Source organism: Chryseobacterium sp. SN22, assembly GCF_008329705.1.
GTDB lineage: Bacteria > Bacteroidota > Bacteroidia > Flavobacteriales > Weeksellaceae > Chryseobacterium.
Genome location: NZ_VTSX01000008.1, coordinates 34640 through 55004 on the forward strand (window position 1 = coordinate 34640; position 20365 = coordinate 55004).

A 20365-nucleotide genomic window follows, 5' to 3' on the forward strand; every position below is an offset into this window, starting at 1 on the left:
TATATTTTTTTCATCCTTAGTGTTTAAATTCCTGTATTTATCAATAAATGCAGGAGTTTTTTTTTGTCATAACCCCTATGGAAATGAAGATGGCAATTAATTAATACGTTGAAAAACAATCACATCATCTGCGATCATCAGATGATAATCTCACATGTACGACCGGATAAAAATAATTTATCATAAAAGTGTGAAAAAAACTTATTAATTATTTTGCAGTTAAAATTATTGTATTATCTTTGTGGTATAATATTCACATGATAGTGATAATTGGTATCGGATGGTTACGGATATTCAGGTAATTTTTGTAACTTTTGGATAGTAAACCGTAAGAATTTGTTTCGTATACGGAACAGCTTATATAAATCACAATGTTAGTTTAAACAAAATGAATTTAAATTTCCAATTTAGAAAGCGCAGGAGATCTTTAAACAAAACGGTACAATCATGAAAACTTGAAAGTAGTCGGAAGGTATAATATTCGTTTCATTACCAGCCTTTCGGTGAATATCAGTTAGTTTTTATAATAACAAGTTGGAATATAATTCATTTTGTTTTTTACTTTATGAAGCTTAACCCAATCACATTAAATAAATATTTTCACACCAAATCACAAAATATTAAAGTAATTATCATCGAAGTAAAGTAATTTCTTCAAATAACAGTTTTATAAGGGGAACCGCATGGAGATTAAATCTTTGTGCGGTTTTTTTATGAAATCTTACTCCATTTGTTTTTACCTTTATAATTTCTCAGGTAGTAATTTTTAATGATCTGATTGTCCTGCCTTGTAAGTAGAGGATCGGCTTCCAGAATTTTTTCCACAGTATTCTTGGTCGTCCGAATAATTGCTGAATCATTCACAAGATCCAGTTTTTTAAAATCGACGATACCGCTTTGCTGTGTCCCCAGAATATCTCCAGGACCTCGAAGCTGCATATCAACCTCGGAAATTTTAAAGCCGTCAGTACTTTCAACCATTGTTTTAATTCGGGTTCTGCTGTCTTTGGATAATTTATCGGAAGTCATCAGAATACAGTAGCTCTGCTCGGCGCCACGGCCTACACGTCCCCGCAGCTGATGAAGCTGTGAAAGGCCGAACCTTTCCGAACTTTCAATTACCATAACCGAAGCATTCGGAACATTTACACCGACTTCAATTACAGTGGTTGCCACCATAATCTGGGCATTGCCGGAAGCGAAATATGTCATCGCCGCATCTTTTTCATCAGGTTTCATTTTTCCATGGAGCATGGTTACATTATATTTTGAAAAATTATCCATGATATTCTCCATTCCTTCCATCAGGTTTCTGTAATCCAGTGTTTCCGATTCTTCAATCAGAGGATACACAAAATAAATCTGCCGTCCTTTCAGGATTTCTTCACGGCAAAAATCGTAGACATATGCCCGGTCTTTTTCCCTTCGGTGTGCGGTAATAATTGGTTTTCGGCCAATAGGAAGCTCATCGATCACCGAGACATCAAGATCTGAGTAAAAACTCATGGCCAGGGTCCGCGGAATAGGGGTGGCCGTCATGACCAGGATGTGCGGCGGAATTTTATTTTTTGCCCAGAGTTTTGCCCGCTGCGCCACGCCGAAGCGATGCTGCTCATCTATAATGGCAAGCCCTAAATTTTTAAATTTAACCTTATCTTCCAGAATTGCATGGGTTCCTACCAGAATAGAAAGTTCGCCGGATTCCAGTTCATTATGAATAATATTGCGCTCTGATTTTTTGCTGGAGCCCGTTAAAAGCCGGACACGGACTTCTGTGTTTTCCAGAAGCTCCTTAATACCGTTATAATGCTGCTGGGCCAGAATTTCTGTCGGGGCCATAATGCAGCTCTGAAAACCGTTGTCTTTGGCGATCAGCATGGTAAGGAGTGCGACCATGGTCTTTCCTGAACCCACATCTCCCTGCAATAATCTGTTCATCTGAATCGGCCGCTTCATATCCATACGGATTTCCTTCAGTACCCTTTTTTGGGCCCCGGTGAGTTCAAACGGAAGATGATTTTCATAAAAATCATTGAAACAATCTCCGATTACCGGAAAAGGATTTCCGGCAGTATGGGTTTTATGATGCAGCTTCTTCAGACCGAATCCCAGCTGAAAAAAGAAAGACTCCTCAAATTTGAGACGGTAGTTGGCCTTTTCAAAATGATCCATATCCTTCGGGAAATGGATGTTGAGATAAGTATGCTGTCTGGATAAAAACTTAAAAGCTTTCATCAGGTAATCCGGAAAATTCTCATAGATCAGATTCGGGATTTCCTTACATATATTTTTTATAACCATCTGAAAGAACCTTTGATTCAGCCCTCGTTTGGTTAATTTTTCAGAACTCGGATAGATGGGTCTCAACCGTTTTTCGGTATCTTTTTTTTCTTCGACTTCGATTTCCGGATGCGGCATGGAAAACTGATGGTTGAAAACATTGATTTTCCCGAAAATATAAACTTCTTTATTCACCGGAAGCTGCTCTTTCAGCCATTTGGAGTATTGAAACCAGACAAGGTCCATAGACCCGGTATCGTCATTGAATTTGGCAGAAAGCCTTTTTATTTTTCCGGTCTGTATTTCCTGAACATTGGTAATTCTTCCTTTCAGCTGCACATCAGTCGTCAGATCGCTTAGTTCGGCAATTTTATGTACTTTGCTCTTGTCCAGATAGCGGATGGGAAAGAAGTTCAGAAGATCTTCCACCGTGGAAATTCCCAATACACTTTTGATGAGCTTGGCTTTTTCGGGACCGATCCCTTTCACATATTCTATGGAAGTTTCTAACGTCATTTTTAAAGAACCACGAATTTCGGGAAAAATTAGAAATTAAAAAAGACTTTCGGGTCTGAAAGTCTTGTAAGGTTAATCTTTTATTTTAGATTTAAATTTTTTCTGATAATCTTCCCATTGCTCCCGGGAACGGATTTTTTTGAAAAGGTCTTTGCAGATAAACTCGAGATAGGGCTCCAGCTCTTTGGCTGAAAGCTCACCCTGCAGAATGGTAATGGGATTGCCTTTTTCATCAAGAAAAACCGTGCTTGGAACGGCCCCTACATTCATATACTGGGTAAATTCATGCAAAGAGTTTCGGCCTTTTTTGTGTTCCTTGTTGTCATTGGAAAACTTCCTGCCAAAAATTTCAATGGTTTTCTTCTCTTCTGCATTGAATTTTACAGAATAATAATTTTCATTTAAAATATCAGCAATTACCTGGTGGCCATAGGTCTTTTTATCCATGATCTTACATGGGCCGCACCAGTCTGCGTAAAAATCAATCAGTATTTTTTTAGGCTTCTCTTTCTGTGCTTTCAGGGCTTCTTCAATGGTCATCCATTTTACCTGTGCGGAACTGAAAGTCAGCCAAAACAGGCAGATGATGATTATCACTTTTTTCATGATTTGGTATTTTAAGTAAAAGTAAGCATTTGCTCCGTCTATTTTACATCCTGCATCAATTTTTTTACAAGAGGAGAAATGATGATTAATACAACTCCGGCGATCACGGCATATAATCCTAATTGTTTATAACCGTCGGTATACGTAATCAGCGCATCATAATTGGTAGATCCTTCTTTCGCTGTTGCAAGGCCTGCTCCGATAATTCCTGCGACATACTGGCCGTAAGCAGAAGCCAGAAACCACATGCCCATCATCATTCCCTGAAGGTTTTTGGTGGAAAGTTTTGTCATGATCGATAATCCGATAGGAGAGAGGCAGAGCTCTCCCAAGGTAATTACCAGTAAGGCAATAGTGAAAAAGTTAAGCGAAGTAATCCCCTGTAGGTTTGCAAAAAATTTTGTCGCAAATAAAATATAGTATCCCAGGCCGAGGAATATGAATCCTAATCCGAATTTGATGATGGTATTCGGTTCGATTTTTCTTTTATTCATCCAGATCCACAAAAGACCGATCAGCGGTGCAAGGAAAATAATGAAGAATGCCCCTCCGGAATTATTGACCCCATTCGGATCCAGACCCAATAAATCTTTATTTAAATTTTTTGCAGCGAAAATACTTAAAGAACCACCGCTCTGCTCATAAATTCCCCAGAATAAAATGGAAAATAATATGAATACCAGAGCTGCCCAGAGTTTCTTACGCTCTGAAGCAGTCACTTTAGTCATTTCATAAAATAAATAGATCAATGTTAAAGGTCCGACAGTCCACATAAAATAATCGGTATACTCAGTTTTTGCCACCATAACCATAATGACCGGTACAAAAATCAGGGATAAAACATAAACGCCGTATTCCACCCATTTTGGGATAGGAGCTGATTGCGTTTCATTTTCAGGATGCCCCGGCTGAAGTCCGATCGGGCCCAGCATTTTTTGAGTAAAGACGAAATTGATTAAGCTTATAACCATGACAATGGCTGCAAGTCCGAAAGCAACATTCCATCGTAAAGCTTCTGGAATGACTTTCGCTAAAATCTCACCTTTCCCGATGGCAATGCAAAGATATCCTCCAAGCAGGGCTCCAAGGTTAATTCCCGCATAGAAAAGCGAAAACCCTGCATCTGCCCTTGAGTCGTTCGGTTTATAGAGTTGGCCGACCATCGATGAAATATTCGGTTTGAAGAAGCCGGTACCCACAACGGTAAACGCAATGCCTAAGAAGAAAAACTGATGCGGGTCCGCTGCGAGAATCAAGCTTCCGATAATCATCAGAAGCCCGCCCCAAAACAGGGATTTCCTGAATCCGAGGATCTTATCAGCAAATAAACCGCCGATGAAGGTAAAAGCATATACAAAAGCCTGAGTGGCGCCGTATTGAAGATTGGCTTCACTTTCATGAAAATTAAGCTGGGAGATCATAAAGAAAACCAGCATACCTCTCATTCCGTAGAAACAGAAGCGTTCCCACATTTCAGAAAAGAAAAGGCTCCAGATCTGCTTCGGGTATTTTCCTTTAAAATCTTGTATTTCGTCTAAAGTTAAATTCATAATTGTATGATGGAATTTTTAATTAAAAGTTGGTTTGGTCATCCTGACCCAGTTCAAAACGGATGCGGTCCTCGTCGATGAGCTGTTTTAATTCTTCTTCCTTTGGAAGATAGAGAAGGTATTTGCTGGCAAAAAGATTATTCTTGTCATTGAGAACGGAATATTTTACAATCGTTTCATCCTTTTCAGAGCACAATAAAATGCCGATGGTAGGATTATCCCCTTCGCCACGTTTAAGATCGTCGTACATTCTTACATACATGTCGATTTGCCCGATATCCTGATGGGAAAGCTCACCGGTTTTCAGGTCGATGATAACGAAGCATTTTAAAATATAATTGTAAAATACAAGATCAATATAAAAATCGGAAGTATCGGTGGCAATATGCTGCTGCCTGGCTACGAAAGCAAAACCTTTCCCGAATTCCAGTAAGAATTTCTGAAGGTGATCGATAATGGCTGTTTCAAGATCCTTTTCGGAAATCTTTTCATCCGGCTTTAATCCGAGGAATTCAAAAATATAGGGGTCTTTAAGTACGTTATGGATCGTTTCAGTCGTGTTTTCCGTATGTTTCAGCACTCTTTCATATGCCAGGGCATTGATCTGACGTTTTAGGTCTCTCGAGTTCCAGTTATTTTGGATGGATTCGTTAATGTAGTAGTTGATTTTATGCTGATTGTTAAGCCTTATTAACAGTCTGTAGTGGGTCCAGCTCAATTCGTGACGCAATGCGTCACATATTGGAAATACCTGATAAAAAGATCTCATGTTTCTTAAATTACTTTCATCAAACCCTTTTCCAAACTCAGGCGTTAACCTTTTAGAAAGATTTTTCAGGGTATATTTTCCGTATGCAGCACGTTCTTTTCCTTTCTGTTCATCTTCAACAATCAGTTTCCCGATCTGCCAATAGGTAAGCAGCAGGGTAGAATTGGCCATACGGAACATCTTTTCGCGCGACTGTATAATAATTTCTTTTACCGACTGAAATAAAGAATCCTCAGAAATTTCCATCTTACGAAAATAAAAAAAACCTCTGACTTGGCAGAGGTTTACAATATATTTTATTTTAATGCAGATTAGTTTACACCGTGCATCATTTTCTTTAAAATAGGTGAAATTAAAGCCAGAATAACGGCTGCAATCCCACACAGCACCACGAATACCATGAAGAATTCAAACAGGTTGTGGATTTCAAATCCTGCAAAAGTCGGGTTTTCCAAAGGCAGCTGTGCCTTTTCGAAAGCGGCAACCTGCTCTGGGTTCAAGGTTACTTTTTTATCAAGGACATCCTGAAGGTTCACGCCGATTTCCTGGGCTTTGGAGAATTTGTCTCCTGTAGCCGGAATCAAAGCTCCTAACGAACCCGCCAAAGCATATCCTGCCGCATTGGAAATAAAGAATACCCCGTAGAGCAATGAAGCGAATCTTTTCGGAGCCAGTTTACCTACTAATGATAAACCGATCGGCGAAAGGCAAAGTTCACCACAAGTCTGGATGAAGTATAATAACATTAACCATTTGATGGCCAATAATCCTGAGTTCCCAAGATCTTTTACGTTATGGGCAATAATGAAATAACTTAAAGCGATCAGGGCAAGACCCATGGCCTGTTTCATCGGAGAAACCGGCTCTTTTCCTTTTGCTCTCAGTTTATCCCAAAGCAAACTGAAAGGAACTGCCAGGGCAACAACGAAGATCCCGTTGAAAATCTGTACCATGGAAGGCGGCATATTCCATCCTAAAATATTTCTGTCGGTTTGGTTATCTGCAATAAAGGTCAGTGAAGAACCAGCCTGCTCAAAAGCGGCCCAGAAGAAAATAATAAAGAACGATACGATATAGATTACCCAGATTCTCTGTCTTTCAATTTTATTTTCAGCAGAGCTCATGATCAGAAATGCCAGGGAAATACCGGCAGCATAAATGAAAGGATAAATAATTCCTTTGATCAGCTGACCCATTTCTACCGCATTGAAACCGAATTCACCTACTAAAAGATACCGGAAAGCAAAGAATAAAATAACAAACAGGACGCCTGTAATACCTAAGGCTGCTCCTGAGAACTTAGCCGTTTGAGTTTCTCCTTCTTCAAAGTCTGCACTGGTATTATTTTTCGGTAGTCCACCGATCGGTCTTCCTTCCGGAGTAACTACATATTTGTTTTTAAGAATAAAGAACGTAATGGTACCGATAATCATGGCAATTGAAGCGGCCAGGAATCCCCATTTGAAAGCAAATATATCCCTTACACCGGTGGTCGCATCTTTCACGTCTCCTACATAAGGACAAATAAACTGGCCCAGGAACGCACCGATGTTGATCCCCATATAGAAGATGGTAAATGCAGAATCCAATTTGGATTTTTCCTGCTTCGGATAAAGGCTTCCCACCATCGAAGAAATGTTCGGTTTGAAAAATCCGTTACCGAAAATGATAATGAATAAAGCCAGCCACATGAATGTTTTGGCGCTGTCTATGCTTCCGGAAAATGTTGAAGCACTGATAAAAAGCAAAAACTGCCCAATGGCCATTAACGACCCTCCAATCAGGATAGCATTCCGGTTACCGATGTATTTGTCGGCAATAAACCCACCCAAAAGCGGGGTAAGATAACACAAAGCTAAGAATCCGCCGTAGATGATTGCTGCATCCGCTTCTTTTATCAATAGGGAGTTTACCATAAAGAGCGTCAGAAGGGCTCTCATCCCATAAAAATTGAAACGCTCCCACATTTCGGTTCCGAAAAGAACCCATAATCCTTTTGGATGTTTGGAACCTTTATTCTCCACAAATTCATCCTGTTTCGGACTTAATGCATCAATATTATCCATTTTCTATTGTTAATTTTTGTTAAGACTGACAAATATAGTTTTTTTTGTGTTTTCAGCAAGGTTTTAATTTTATAATTCAATAAAAAAGCTGCAGGGTGTTTCTGCAGCTTGATTTGTTATTTAGGATGGTGATTAATGCCCTTTTTCTTTCATAATTCGATTGAGTCTTTTCAGCATGGAAAGTCCCAAAAGGGTAGCAAAGATCAACAGAGCGAAATTCACCAGGAAATAATTCATTTTATTGTCATAACCGTACCACGTGCTCGCCAGGATTCCCGAGAGTTTGTTCCCGACTGAGTTGGCCAGGAAGAATCCACCCATCATCAGAGCGGTAATTCTCGCAGGAGAAAGTTTAGAAACAAAAGACAATCCCATCGGCGAAAGGCACAGTTCCCCGATGGTAATGACACCGTAACCTGCGACCAGCCACCACGGCGAAACTTTTACCGCACCATTATCTCCGGCCCATACGGCCAGTACCATCACCAGGCATGACAATGCTGAAATGAATAATCCCAATACGATTTTTGTCGGTGTCAGAGGTTCTTTTCCTCTTCTTCTCAGCAGTGCCCAGAAACCGACAATTACCGGCGTCAGGGCAATTACCCAGAACGGATTGATCGACTGAAACAATTCGGTATTGTATAAGTAGACTTTCTTAGCAGGATTATTTTCAAGGTCAGTCCGTTGCTCAGGAGTTATATTTTTGAAGTAAACGTCTTTTCCCTGTACCTTAACTGCTTTTCCGTCTTTATCTTTTTGCGACTGGAATTGGTTGTCATACAGCGGGACTTCCTTGTCTTCATAGCTTTTCCCGTCTACCATATAAATGCTTTCCAACGGCTTTTCCATAGCCGCCGGAACACTCCGGTCGGTATAATAATTCGCCCATCTCGTTAAAGCGGTCCCGTTCTGTTTAAACACCGCCCAGAAAAACATGCTGATCATGAAAACCGATAGCAATGCTCCGATGGATGCTTTTTCCTCCGGCTTCGCTTTGAAATACAAGGAAGCGTAAAAGTAAATCACCGGAATACACGCAAAGATGAAGGCATCGGTACTGTCGCTGCCAAAGATGTTTCCGGGAAGGATCCAGCCGATAACTCCGGCGATAATGGCAGGTAAAAATACTTTAAGCATAATTTCGGAAAGCTTGGTGTCGCCTTCCTGAACCGGTTTCATCTGGGCAGCATGAAGGTAATGCTTTCGGCCGATCGTAAAGATAACCAACCCTACCAGCATTCCGACTCCGGCTGTAATGAAGGCTTCACCCCAACCGAATTTATTCCTCATGAAGGCTGCGATGATATTGCAGATAAAGGCGCCGATATTGATGCCCATATAGAAAATATTGTACCCCGAATCCTTATTGGCCTTATAAGGTTCTTCAGAATATAAATTACCCAGTAAAGTAGAAATAGTGGGCTTGAAAAATCCGTTTCCGATAATAATCAGAGCCAGTGAAGAATAAAATAACGTCAGGTCTTTGAATACCCCCATTCCGATGTATCCGGCAGCCATCAGGACACCTCCGATGTAAATGGATTTAATATAGCCTAAGACACGGTCGGCCAGGAATCCACCGATGAAGGGCGTCAGGTAAGTCAGTGCAATATAAGTCCCGAAAATATCATCTGCCGTTTTATCGGGAAGTCCGAGACCGCCTTTGATGCCGGCAGGTTCAATAACGTACAGTACAAAAATTCCGAGAATGAGGTAATACCCGAAACGCTCCCACATTTCCGTAAAAAAGAGAAAAGGCAATCCCTTAGGATGTTTAGTCTTCATAGGTTCAAATTTCAAATTTCACAAATATAGAATTTTAAAAATAATAATCAGATTTATTAACTTTGAATAAAAAGAGGAAAAATAGAATTGCAATTGATACAATAAAAGCAAATCTTGAGTCAGTGAATGAAAGCTTTTACAGTGAATGATTTACAGATTTTCTCAAAGACAAACATCGTAGGGCAAATCCAAATGAAATTCACGAATGGCAAAAAGATGAGGTTACAAGAAGAGCAGAATAAGGTTGGAATAATCCTCAGACTTTTGTTTCCGAATCTGAAATAAATGATGATTTAAAGGATCTTGAAAGTGAAGGCTGAATTAATCTATAGCCCCTTTGTAAAAAGTGATTTAAAAGAAATATCTGACTGGTATAAGAAAATTGATAAAAGGTTATGGGATAAATTTAAATCAAAAATTAATTTTATTAAAGAAAATCCTCTGACTTTTGAAAGTAAATATGACCGTTAAAGAATCCTTTTTCTAAAGAGATTTCTTACGGGATTCATTTCATTTAGTATGAAAAGGAAATCGTATTGAAATATCTTCAGTCTTCCACACTTCCAGGAATCCAGAACAGTGGAAAAACAGAAAGTAAAACCCGGATTTCAATCAGAATTCCGGGTTTATTTATCATTACATTTATCTGAAATTACAAATTCTCCAGAATAAAATCGGTCATTTTCTGATACAGCTGAGGCCTGGTCTGGCCGCCGTAAATGCCGTGGTTTTTATCCGGATAGGCCATAAAATCAAACTGTTTCTTATTTTGAATCAGGGCTTCGGAGAACTCCATGGAATTCTGGAAATGTACGTTGTCATCCGCTGTTCCGTGGATCAGCAGGAATTTCCCTTTCAGTAAGTTTGCATATTCGGTAGGTGAATTTTTATCGTAACCGTCCGGGTTTTCCTGTGGTGTTCTCATGAATCTTTCCGTATAAACCGAGTCATAATATCTCCAGTTGGTCACCGGTGCTACGGCGATTCCCATTTTGAAAACATCGGCTCCTTTGGTCATGGCAAGGCTCGTCATGTATCCTCCGAAGCTCCATCCGAACATTCCGATCCTGGTTTTATCGATATACGGCTGGTTCCCGAACCATTTGGCAGCGGTAATCTGGTCTTCGATTTCATATTTCCCAAGATCCATATAAGTCACTTTTTTGAATTTGGCACCTTTATATCCTGTCCCGCGTCCGTCTACACAGGCTACGACATACCCTTTCTGGGCAAGCATTTCAAACCAGATCCCGTTTCCATTGTCCCAGGAATTGGAAACCTGCTGGGAGCCCGGCCCCGAATACTGGAACATAAATAAAGGATATTTCTTGTTTTTATCGAAGTTCTTAGGCTTAATGATCCATGCGTTCATCTGGTCCCCGACCGCGTTCGGAATGGTGATGAACTCTTTTTCCACAAAGCTGTCCGCTTTTAATTTCTGAAGCTGGGCGTCATTGTTCTGAAGCTCTTTTACCACTTTTCCGTTTCCGTCCTTCAGAATAAAAGTGTATGGTTTTGCAGCGGTGGAAGAAGTTTCGATAAAATAATTGTAGTTTTTACTGAAGCTGGCGGAATTATTTCCTTCCGCATTGGAAATCAGCTGGGATTTTCCGTTTTCAATGTTTACCTTGGAAACCACTTTGTTGATGCTTCCTTTTTCAGTAGTCTGAACGTAAATTTCTTTTGACTTCGGATTGTAGCCGTAATAATCGGTTACTTCCCAATTGCCTTTCGTTACCTGCTTTTTCAGTTTACCGTCCTTATCATACCAGTACAAATGCCGGTTGCCGTCCCTTTCGGAAGCCCACAGGAAAGAATCGTCTTCCAGGAATTCCAGCGTCGGGCTGTCGGTATCGATCCATTTTTCATCGGTTTCGGTAAATAACTTCTGTACCGCTCCGGTTTTGGTATTTACTTTTAACAGGTCTGAAGCATTTTGTATCCTCCCGGAAGTAATCAGGACGATTTCATCCGCTTTGGCCGTCTGGAATACATTCGGAATATAATAGTTTTTAAATGATCCCAAGTTTAACGGCATTGTTTTGCCATTGTCAAGACGGTACAACTGTGCGGAAACAACCGAATTTTTTTCTCCTGCTTTAGGATATTTGTACCGCATTTCTGTAGGGTAAAGGGTCTTTCCGTAAACAGGAATGTAGATTTCCGGAACCTGGCTCTCATCGGATTTTACAAAAACAATCGCATCGGAATTTTTCGTCCATTCATATTGTCTGGCGTGTCCGAATTCCTCTTCGTATACCCAGTCTGCCAAACCGTTAAGGATGGAATTCTTCTTTCCGTCCGTTGTAACCTGGGTAATTTTACCGGTGTTCAAATCCTGATAGAACAGGTTGTTATCTGCAATAAAAGCGACTTTGGTTGCATCCGGGGAAAATCTCGGTTCCTGTACGGTATTTCCGTTATTCAGGCTGGTTACTTTTCCGGACTTGAGGTCTTTTACTTCAAATTTACCTAAAAAAGAATGCCGGTAAATCGGCTGGCTTTCTTTCAGCAAAAGGATTTTGGATTCATCGTCCGAAAACTCATAGCTTTCAAACTGTCCGTCTACAATATTGCCTTCTTTCTGAGAGGTTTTGTAAGAATATTTGGCAATGCCGCCTTGCTCGATCACCAGATAATTTTCACCGTTTTTCATGGAAGTAATGCCGGCAATGCCTCTGCCGCGGTAATATCCTGAATATATTTTATCTAAGGTGATTTCCTGAGCCGATACGCTTTGGAATGCTGCGGCTATCGTAAGGGTAAGTAAGAATTTTTTCATTTCTAATTTTAAAGAATTCAAATATAATAATTTTATAAGTGTTGGAAAAAAGCATTTTGTGACAAGTCCTTTGGCAGAAAAATTGAATATGTTTAAAAACATTAAATCAAATAATCATTATGGAAAAGAATGCTTACGATCAGGAACTGAACCGATACGAATTTGACGATCAGATATTATATACGGGTTTTTCGAGCTATCAGGATGCCGAAGAATATGCACAGAATAAAGGCGGTAAATTGGTAGAAGTCGGATTCCGGGACGGAAACGATAATCCTGAGATTACTACAGAAGGTGGACTGCTGGATAAAAAGATACATTATCTTGTAGACGCAGGGGATGAATACCAGTTTATCCATTCTTCAGATCCTGGATTCAGAGAATATGCTGATGAATTACAGAAAATAAAGGCCAAACAACTGCAGTCTCCACCGGACGAACGTTACCTGGCCAATTTCGAAATCGAAAATACGGAAGACCCGATTGTGGTGATCAAAAATGGCCACTTTGAATCGGTAACTTCCAGAGAGCGGTCAAAATACCTCAAGCAGGCGCACGTTTACGAAATCGCGGTTTCTTTACCAAAATCTTAAAATAATATATCATGGGCAAGACAAAATATTCAGAGAAAGCTCAGGACAAAGTAGGAAAAGTAATGCACGAATTCAAGGAAGGAAAGTTGAAATCTTCTTCCGGAGAAAAGGTGACAAGCAGAAAACAGGCGGTTGCCATTGGTATTTCTGAAGCAAAAGAAAAAGGTTTAAAAGTACCTAAAAAGAAAAAAGATTAATCAATTATTATTAAAAGCTGTTTTACTTAGGTAGGACAGCTTTTTTATGGTGGATACATTTCAGGATAAGCAGTTAAAATTAATACAGTTGTAGTAAAAAAAGAAAACTTTATTACTGATTATACTTTCAAAATGAATCCGGCAGAGCCAAAGGCTCCGCCGGATTCATATATTTTATCAATATTACTTCTACTGCTGATTGTAAAGCAGCCTGTAATATTCATCTGCCATGCGGTCACTGTTGAACTCATCCTTCACGTCATTCATTGAATTGTACTGGATTTTTCTCCATTGATCGGGCTGATCATAATAGGTCGGCAGGATTTCGTTTTCGAGGAGCTCGTATAACTTATTCAAATCATAGTTATCCTGTTCATAAACACTCATGTTTTCATAATCACATTTTGGAACCACAAAGGAATTTTCGCCATGCTTGGCAAATTCAGGAATCCATCCGTCATCCGTGGAAAGATTGACTGAACCGTTCATAGCAGCGGTCATTCCTGAAGTTCCTGAAGCTTCCCTTGGTACACGCGGGTTGTTAAGCCACAGATCGGAACCCTGCTTCAGGGATTTGCTCAGAGAAAGCTCATATCCTGTAAGTACCGCCAGATGTTTATTCTTTTTGCTTTCTTCCACGAGGGAATTAAAAGTGGAAATTGCCGAGTAATCCATCGGGTATGGTTTTCCCGCCCAGATCATTTGTATAGGATATTTGGGATGGTTCAGTAATTTATAAAACCGGCTTTTATCATGCAGCAGGAGGTCAGCGCGTTTATATCCTGCAAACCTTCTGGCCCAGACAATAGTGAAAATATTCGGATCGAACAAATTTCCGGTCTGATCGGCTACAATATCGAACAATCTCTTCTTTAAGTACTTTTTGCGATGGTCGAAAGCCTTTTCGTCATTTTCCTCTTTTGCCTTGTACAGCGGTTTATCTGCCCAATATTTAAATTCCTGTGCATTCGTAACCGAAGTAATGTCACAGATTCCGGGATATTTGCTCCACATGGTTCTGGAAACATCTCCGTGAAGTTTGGAGACCCCATTGGCTTCCCTTGCCATTTTCAGCGCACACAACGAATGGTTGAAACGGTCGTCATCTGAACCTTCAATACGTTTTACCTCATTCATGGTAAGGCCTGAAAAATAAGACATATCATGGCATAGCCTTAAATTATGCTTCTCGTTACCGGCCTCTTCCGGTGTATGGGTAGTGAAAACCAGTTTTTCTTTAACTTTATTCAGATTGCCATTGTATTTTTTTAACAGATGAAATGCTGCAGGAAGCCCATGGGCTTCATTCAAATGGTAAACCTCCCTTTCAATATTCATTTCATCCAGCAGCTGAGCACCGCCTTTTCCAAGCAGGATATACTGCGCCAGCTTAGTCGCTTCATTGGCATCATAGAGCTTGTGGCAGATGGTTTTTGAAACATGGTCATTCTCAGGAACATCGGTAGAAAGGAAAAACATCGGTGCCGTATGGAAAATCTCAGGATCGAGATACCATACCTTTACCCAAACCGGTGCACTGTGGATCTCGATCCGGAATTTAATACCCGTATCCTCCAGGAAGCTGTACATTTTTTTCGTCCAGGTTGGTTGTAAGGTCTGATCGTGGTTTCTGGCTTGGTCATAGTAACCGAACTTCCAGAGGATCCCAATGCCGATAAGGTCCTGTTTAAGGTTATAGGCACTTCTCATGTGAGAGCCTGCTAGAAACCCGAGGCCGCCCGAATATATTTTCAACATCTGATCAATGGCAAATTCCATTGAGAAATAAGCTACTTTTTTAGCGTATTGCGGATTGACCTCAAAGGGTACTTTAAAATTTTTAAAATCCATGCATAACAGTTTATTAGTGAAGAAACAAGCGTATCAATTATGAAAGTAAATTTTATATTAATTATTTTATAAATTAATTCCAAACACTGTTCCGAATATTTTTTTTCTTTACCTTTAATAAGTAATTTTTTGATAATCAAAACTTCATAATCTGAAACGGGAGTTTTATGTGTTTCATAACATTATATTTCAAGCACATGAAAAAGACATTCTCTGATGAAGATTTAATTAAAAATCTAAGCTTGTATTATCTGAACCGGCATTTGAAAAAGAAGCCGATCGAAAAATACCACCGTACCATAGATGCATCCCCGCTTCACGACCGGGAGAAGTACAAAAAGAAAGCCGAAATTTTACTGCTCAATTCCTTCATGCACCATTTTCCCGAAGTGAAGTTCGAAGATCTCACCTGTGAGAGCCCGGATTTCATAGCAAAATTCAATGATAAAAAAATAGGAATCGAGCTTACCGAAGTTATCAATCATCTTGAAATGAAGAAGGTGGAAAGTAATCTCAACAAAATTTTCCGTCAGGCAGAAATAGTATTGGAAAAAGAAGATACTACAAAATACCGTGGTGTTTATTTTTTGGAATTCCATTCTGGTATCAGGGTAGATACCCAGGAAAACCGGCAGGAAATAATTTTGAATATTTACAAAAGCATCAAAAAGGGTAAGCCTACAGGCCATGTAAAAAGCATCCGGAAATCTTCCCACCGCAGGAATGTGTTCATTACCCATGAATACAGCATGAGCCTGTTTGATGAGCTTTGCTCCGAGAAAATTGTTGAGCTCATTGAAAAAAAGAACGAAAAATTCCCTTATTATGATACATCGGTTGACGAATGCTGGCTTGTTATCGTTTCAGATATGAATTCCATTGCTTCCCGATATACCTTTATCCGGGATAAAGAACACCTGGAGCAGGTGAAAAGCCCTTTCCATAAGATTTTCCACCTTGAAAATCTTTGCGGAAATATAACAAGTATCAAATAGATATTATATTAATCATATTATTTTGTTGTATTTGTTGAATTATTAATGATTATTTGTGATTTTTGTTTTTGAATTGTTTATATTTGATACGCAATAAATTGCCTTATTTAATTAATAATCAAAACTCTGAATGATATGAAGAAATCTATATTCCTTTTCTTTTTTGCCGTTTCCCATATGATTTTTGCTCAGGCAGACTGTGCTACGGCGCTGTCCGTATGCGGAAATTCAAACATTACCTATTCTCCGAACGGTATCGGTGCCGTTAATGAAAATCTGGGCGGCTGTCTTTCTACCGGCGAGCATAACTCAATCTGGTATAAATTTACTATTGCAACCGGAGGAACCCTTACCTTCGACCTGGTGCCCACTTCTTCCGATGCGGATTATGACTGGGCCATCTACGGACCGAATGTTAACTGTGGGAACCTCGGCGCACCGATCCGCTGCAACGCCGCTACTGTTATAGGAGTAGGAGCATCAACCGGAATGAATATGACGAGTACTATCACAAGCGCAGCCGGAGGTTCTCTGACGCCGTACTGCCAATATCTTGATGTACTGCCGGGACAGACCTATTATCTGTATATCGATAACTGGGTAGATATTACCAATCCTACCATGGCTCCTTTTTCCCTCACCTGGGGCGGTACGGCGACCCTGGCATCTCCGTTTACAGACCCCACGATTCAGACGCAGCCGTTTGTCCCTCCCGGAACACCCGCAGCAAACCCGGCAAATCCCAGAGAGATTATAATCTGCCAGAATCCGACAGTTTTTAATTTCAATACCCTGTCAGCAGGAATTCTGAATGGAAACACAAATTTCCAGATCAGCTATCACAGTTCACAGAATGAAGCCCTGTCGGGAGCCAATCCTATTCTGACGCCTATAACGGCGAGTACAACCACTACGTATTACTACAGCATCCATTATCAGGATCCAGCTAACCCCAACAACCCGATTAATTCATGCAGGCAGGTGGGCGCTTTTAAATTCAAATACGGAAATATTTCAGTGAATAATGTTACTTTATTCAGCTGTAATAACAATAATGCCGGAACGGCAACTTTTGATCTTACTTCGGCTTCGGTATTCAGCGATCCGACCGCTACAAAGCAGTATTACCGTACGCTCTCCGACCTTAATGCCGGAATCAACCCGATCGTCCCGGCCAATGCCTTTGTATCTGTCGAAGGAATGGTCTATGTAAAAGTAACCTCGCAATACGGCTGTACGGCCACTGCCCAGATCACCCTGAAGTTTTATCCGGCTATTGCCATAACGGAAGCGACCCTCAGATCATGTTCTATTGTAACAAGCCCTTCCACGGCATTATTCAATTTAAGCACGGCTGCAGTGACTTCCCAGACCCTGCCCAAAAAATATTATACTTCACTTGCTGATGCACAGAGCGGCAGCAATGAAATTGTCACTTTCCTGAATTACATAGCTCCGAATAGCGTGGTCTTTGTAAAAATAACCGATACCAACGGCTGTTATGCCATTGCAAAAATCAACCTAATGGTTATCCCATCGGTCTATTCAACTGTTTTAAAAGATAAGACCATCTGTATTGAAGATAAAACGACGCTGGATGCAGGTCCCGGATTTACGGCTTATGAATGGAGTACCGGCGCAACTACCCAGACGATAAGTAATGTAGGCGTAGGAACTTATTGGGTCAAACTGAAAACCGGAGAATGTACGGTAATGCAGACGGTAAAAGTATATGCATCCGGACAGCCGGTGATTTCGGATGTAGATATTAAAAATAATACCGTTACCATAAACGTTAAAGGCGGTACTGCTCCTTACCGGTATTCTATGGACGGTGTGAAATGGCAGGACTCCAATACATTTGCCAATGTTCCGCGCGGTGACCATCATATTTATGTGAAAGATGCGTATGACTGCGATCCTATCGATATAGACATTGTTGTTCCAAACCTGGTGAATGTAATCACTCCGAACGGGGATGGCATAAACGATGTGATCGACTATTCCGTATTGAGAAATAAGCAGAATCTGGTATTCAGCATCTTTGACCGTTACGGAAACAAGATGTTTGAGGCCAACCGGTTCAGTGCTTACAAATGGGACGGTACCACCGGAGGAAAAAAAGTTAAGACCGGTACGTACTGGTATTCCGTTTCCTGGAATGAGAACGATAAGAAGAATACTTTATTCAGATACTCAGGCTGGGTCATGGTGAAAAACAGGGAATAATTTATATTTAAATAAAGCCGTCACATTGTGGCGGTTTTTCATTTGTAAAATTTCTTACCTTAGTTATTAAAATATAACCCATGAAAGATTTGTTTACCAAGCGTTTTGAGTATTATAAAATGCTGGGCGATCAGGCCTTCGCACAGCTTTCGGAAGAAGAGATTTTCTGGCAGCACAATGAGGGAAGCAATTCCATAGCCCTTATTGTAAAGCATATTTCGGGAAATATGCTGTCGCGGTGGACGAATTTTTTAACGGAAGACGGGGAGAAATCCTGGAGGAACCGTGATGAAGAATTTGTAAGTACTTTTACGACAAAAGCTGAGGTTCTTGAATCCTGGGAGAAAGGCTGGGCCTGTCTTTTTGGGGCGTTGGATCAGATTACTGAAGAAAACCTGTATGCCACGATCTACATCAGAAGTGAAGCGCATTCCGTTATTGATGCATTCTTAAGGCAGTTGGCACATTACCCTTACCATGTCGGGCAGATTGTTTACATTGCTAAAATGCTTAAAAATGACGATTGGAAAACCCTTTCCATTGCCAGAAATAAATCCGGGGAATTCAATGCCGGGATGGAAAGCAGGTTTTCCGGAAAGGATTTTGGAACTAATTTCTCCCCCGTTTGTTATCAGGACAGCCCGGAAATCCGGGATGAATTTAAGCAATAGAATGAATCGATTTCAGATTCATATTAAAATGATTATCTTTGCACCCACAAAATTCAGAATCAATAAATGTCTCAATATCACAGAACTGCCGCATTTCATACCCTTGGCTGCAAATTAAATTTTGCGGAAACATCTACTATTGCCCGACAATTAACGGATGCCGGTTATGAGAAGGTGGGGTTTGATGATAAGGCCCATGTGTACGTCATCAATACCTGTTCGGTTACTGAAAATGCAGACCGGGAATGCAAGCTTCATGTAAAAAGAGCGATGAAAGCCAATCCGGAAGGGCTGGTGGTCATCGTCGGCTGCTATGCACAGCTGAAGCCTGAAGAAATTTCGCAGATCGAAGGGGTGGACCTGGTTTTGGGTGCTAAGGAGAAATTCAATATCCTGAGCTATCTTGACGATCTTGAAAAATCCGAAAGCGAGGGCATCGTTCATTCCTGCGAGATCGAGGAAACCGATTTCTTCATCGGGAGCTATTCCATCGGCGACAGGACCCGGGCTTTCCTGAAAGTTCAGGATGGCTGCGACTATAAATGTACCTACTGTACCATTCCTCTGGCAAGGGGTATTTCCCGTTCCGATACCGTCGAAAACGTCCTGAAAAATGCAACGGAAATTGCAGCCAGGGACATCAAGGAAATTGTTCTTACCGGTGTTAATATCGGTGATTACGGTAAAGGCGAATTCGGGAACAAAAGGCATGAGCATACCTTCCTGGATTTAATTTCAGAGCTCGATCAGGTAGAAGGCATTGAAAGGATCCGGATTTCCTCCATTGAACCGAATTTATTAAAAGACGAAAGCATCGAGCTGGTTTCTAAAAGCAAAAGCTTTGTTCCGCATTTCCATATTCCGCTGCAGTCCGGAAGTGATGATCTGCTGAAAAAAATGAAACGCCGTTACTTAACAAAACTCTATTACGACCGGGTTCATAAGATCCGTGAAGTGATGCCATATGCGGCTATCGGCGTAGATGTGATTGTCGGTTTTCCGGGAGAAACGGAGGAAAGATTTATGGAGACCTATAATTTCCTGAATGAACTTCCGATCACCTACCTTCACGTTTTTACCTATTCTGAAAGGGAAAATACCGAAGCGGCAGACATGGAAGGCGTTGTTCCGGTCCCGGAAAGAAAAAGACGTAACAAAATGCTCAGAATCCTTTCTGAAAAGAAAAAGATGGCCTTTTACCAGACGCAGCTCGGAAAAACACTTCCTGTATTGTGGGAGCATGAAAACAAAGACGGGAAAATGTTCGGCTTTACCGAAAATTATGTAAGGGTGCAGAAAGCTTTCGATCCGTCTTCCGTCAACCAGATCGAATGGCTGAAGCTGGAGAAAATCGAGGCGGACGGTACGGTTTCGGTGATGAATTCTTTTGAAAGTTTTCTGGAGAAGATTTAAAAATTCATTTTTTATTTTGATGAGTTCAATATAAAAGTACTGTTTTCCCATAGTGCCCT

General features: G+C 40.6%; 14 protein-coding genes. 6 read left to right on the forward strand and 8 right to left on the reverse strand.

The features are described from left to right. Positions 1 to 711: 711 nt before the first annotated feature. The 7 genes from recG to FY557_RS06770 form a co-directional block, all read right to left on the reverse strand. Entirely contained in the window at positions 712 to 2796 is a 2085-nt protein-coding gene (gene recG, locus FY557_RS06740) for an ATP-dependent DNA helicase RecG (RefSeq protein ID WP_149246522.1), read from the reverse strand. 72 nt (positions 2797 to 2868) lie between these two features. Then, positions 2869 to 3402, reverse strand: coding sequence for a thioredoxin family protein (locus FY557_RS06745; RefSeq protein ID WP_149246523.1), 534 nt, complete (start codon positions 3400 to 3402; stop codon positions 2869 to 2871). Positions 3403 to 3440: 38 nt separating this feature from the next. Next, a complete protein-coding gene (locus FY557_RS06750; protein WP_149246524.1) occupies positions 3441 to 4952 on the reverse strand; it encodes a peptide MFS transporter in 1512 nt (503 codons plus the stop codon). Positions 4953 to 4974: 22 nt separating this feature from the next. Next, positions 4975 to 5967 carry a YhcG family protein gene (locus tag FY557_RS06755; protein WP_149246525.1) on the reverse strand — a complete coding sequence of 331 codons (993 nt, stop codon included), beginning with the start codon at positions 5965 to 5967 and terminating at the stop codon, positions 4975 to 4977. Between the two features lie 65 nt (positions 5968 to 6032). Continuing rightward, a complete protein-coding gene (locus FY557_RS06760; protein WP_149246526.1) occupies positions 6033 to 7787 on the reverse strand; it encodes a peptide MFS transporter in 1755 nt (584 codons plus the stop codon). 132 nt (positions 7788 to 7919) lie between these two features. Next, the gene (locus tag FY557_RS06765; protein WP_149246527.1) at positions 7920 to 9575 is read right to left on the reverse strand and encodes a peptide MFS transporter; all 1656 of its coding nucleotides are present in this window, start codon (positions 9573 to 9575) and stop codon (positions 7920 to 7922) included. Positions 9576 to 10227: 652 nt separating this feature from the next. Further along, positions 10228 to 12357 (reverse strand): S9 family peptidase, encoded by a 2130-nt coding sequence (locus tag FY557_RS06770; protein WP_149246528.1) that lies wholly within the window; start codon positions 12355 to 12357, stop codon positions 10228 to 10230. A 119-nt stretch (positions 12358 to 12476) separates the two neighbouring features. On the opposite strand from FY557_RS06770, the gene FY557_RS06775 reads away from it, so the two are divergent. Together FY557_RS06775 and FY557_RS06780 are read left to right on the forward strand one after the other, a co-directional pair. Further along, positions 12477 to 12950, forward strand: a complete 474-nt coding sequence (locus FY557_RS06775) for a hypothetical protein (RefSeq protein WP_149246529.1) — start codon at positions 12477 to 12479, stop codon at positions 12948 to 12950. An 11-nt stretch (positions 12951 to 12961) separates the two neighbouring features. Next, the gene (locus FY557_RS06780; RefSeq protein WP_149246530.1) at positions 12962 to 13147 is read left to right on the forward strand and encodes a DUF6496 domain-containing protein; all 186 of its coding nucleotides are present in this window, start codon (positions 12962 to 12964) and stop codon (positions 13145 to 13147) included. 189 nt (positions 13148 to 13336) lie between these two features. Here the strand turns inward: FY557_RS06780 and glgP are convergent, their stop codons facing one another. Beyond that, positions 13337 to 14998 (reverse strand): alpha-glucan family phosphorylase, encoded by a 1662-nt coding sequence (gene glgP / locus FY557_RS06785; protein ID WP_149246531.1) that lies wholly within the window; start codon positions 14996 to 14998, stop codon positions 13337 to 13339. A gap of 197 nt (positions 14999 to 15195) precedes the next feature. Here glgP and FY557_RS06790 point away from each other — a divergent pair, with 197 nt between their 5' ends. The 4 genes from FY557_RS06790 to mtaB all read left to right on the forward strand — a co-directional run bounded on the left by FY557_RS06790 (position 15196) and on the right by mtaB (position 20306). Further along, the gene (locus FY557_RS06790; protein ID WP_149246532.1) at positions 15196 to 15993 is read left to right on the forward strand and encodes a hypothetical protein; all 798 of its coding nucleotides are present in this window, start codon (positions 15196 to 15198) and stop codon (positions 15991 to 15993) included. A 135-nt stretch (positions 15994 to 16128) separates the two neighbouring features. Beyond that, positions 16129 to 18222, forward strand: a complete 2094-nt coding sequence (locus tag FY557_RS06795; RefSeq protein WP_149246533.1) for a T9SS type B sorting domain-containing protein — start codon at positions 16129 to 16131, stop codon at positions 18220 to 18222. An 80-nt stretch (positions 18223 to 18302) separates the two neighbouring features. Next, complete coding sequence (locus tag FY557_RS06800) at positions 18303 to 18893, forward strand: DUF1572 domain-containing protein (protein WP_149246534.1); 591 nt, start codon at positions 18303 to 18305, stop codon at positions 18891 to 18893. Between the two features lie 66 nt (positions 18894 to 18959). Then, entirely contained in the window at positions 18960 to 20306 is a 1347-nt protein-coding gene (gene mtaB / locus FY557_RS06805; protein WP_149246535.1) for a tRNA (N(6)-L-threonylcarbamoyladenosine(37)-C(2))-methylthiotransferase MtaB, read from the forward strand. The last annotated feature ends 59 nt before the right edge of the window (positions 20307 to 20365 follow it).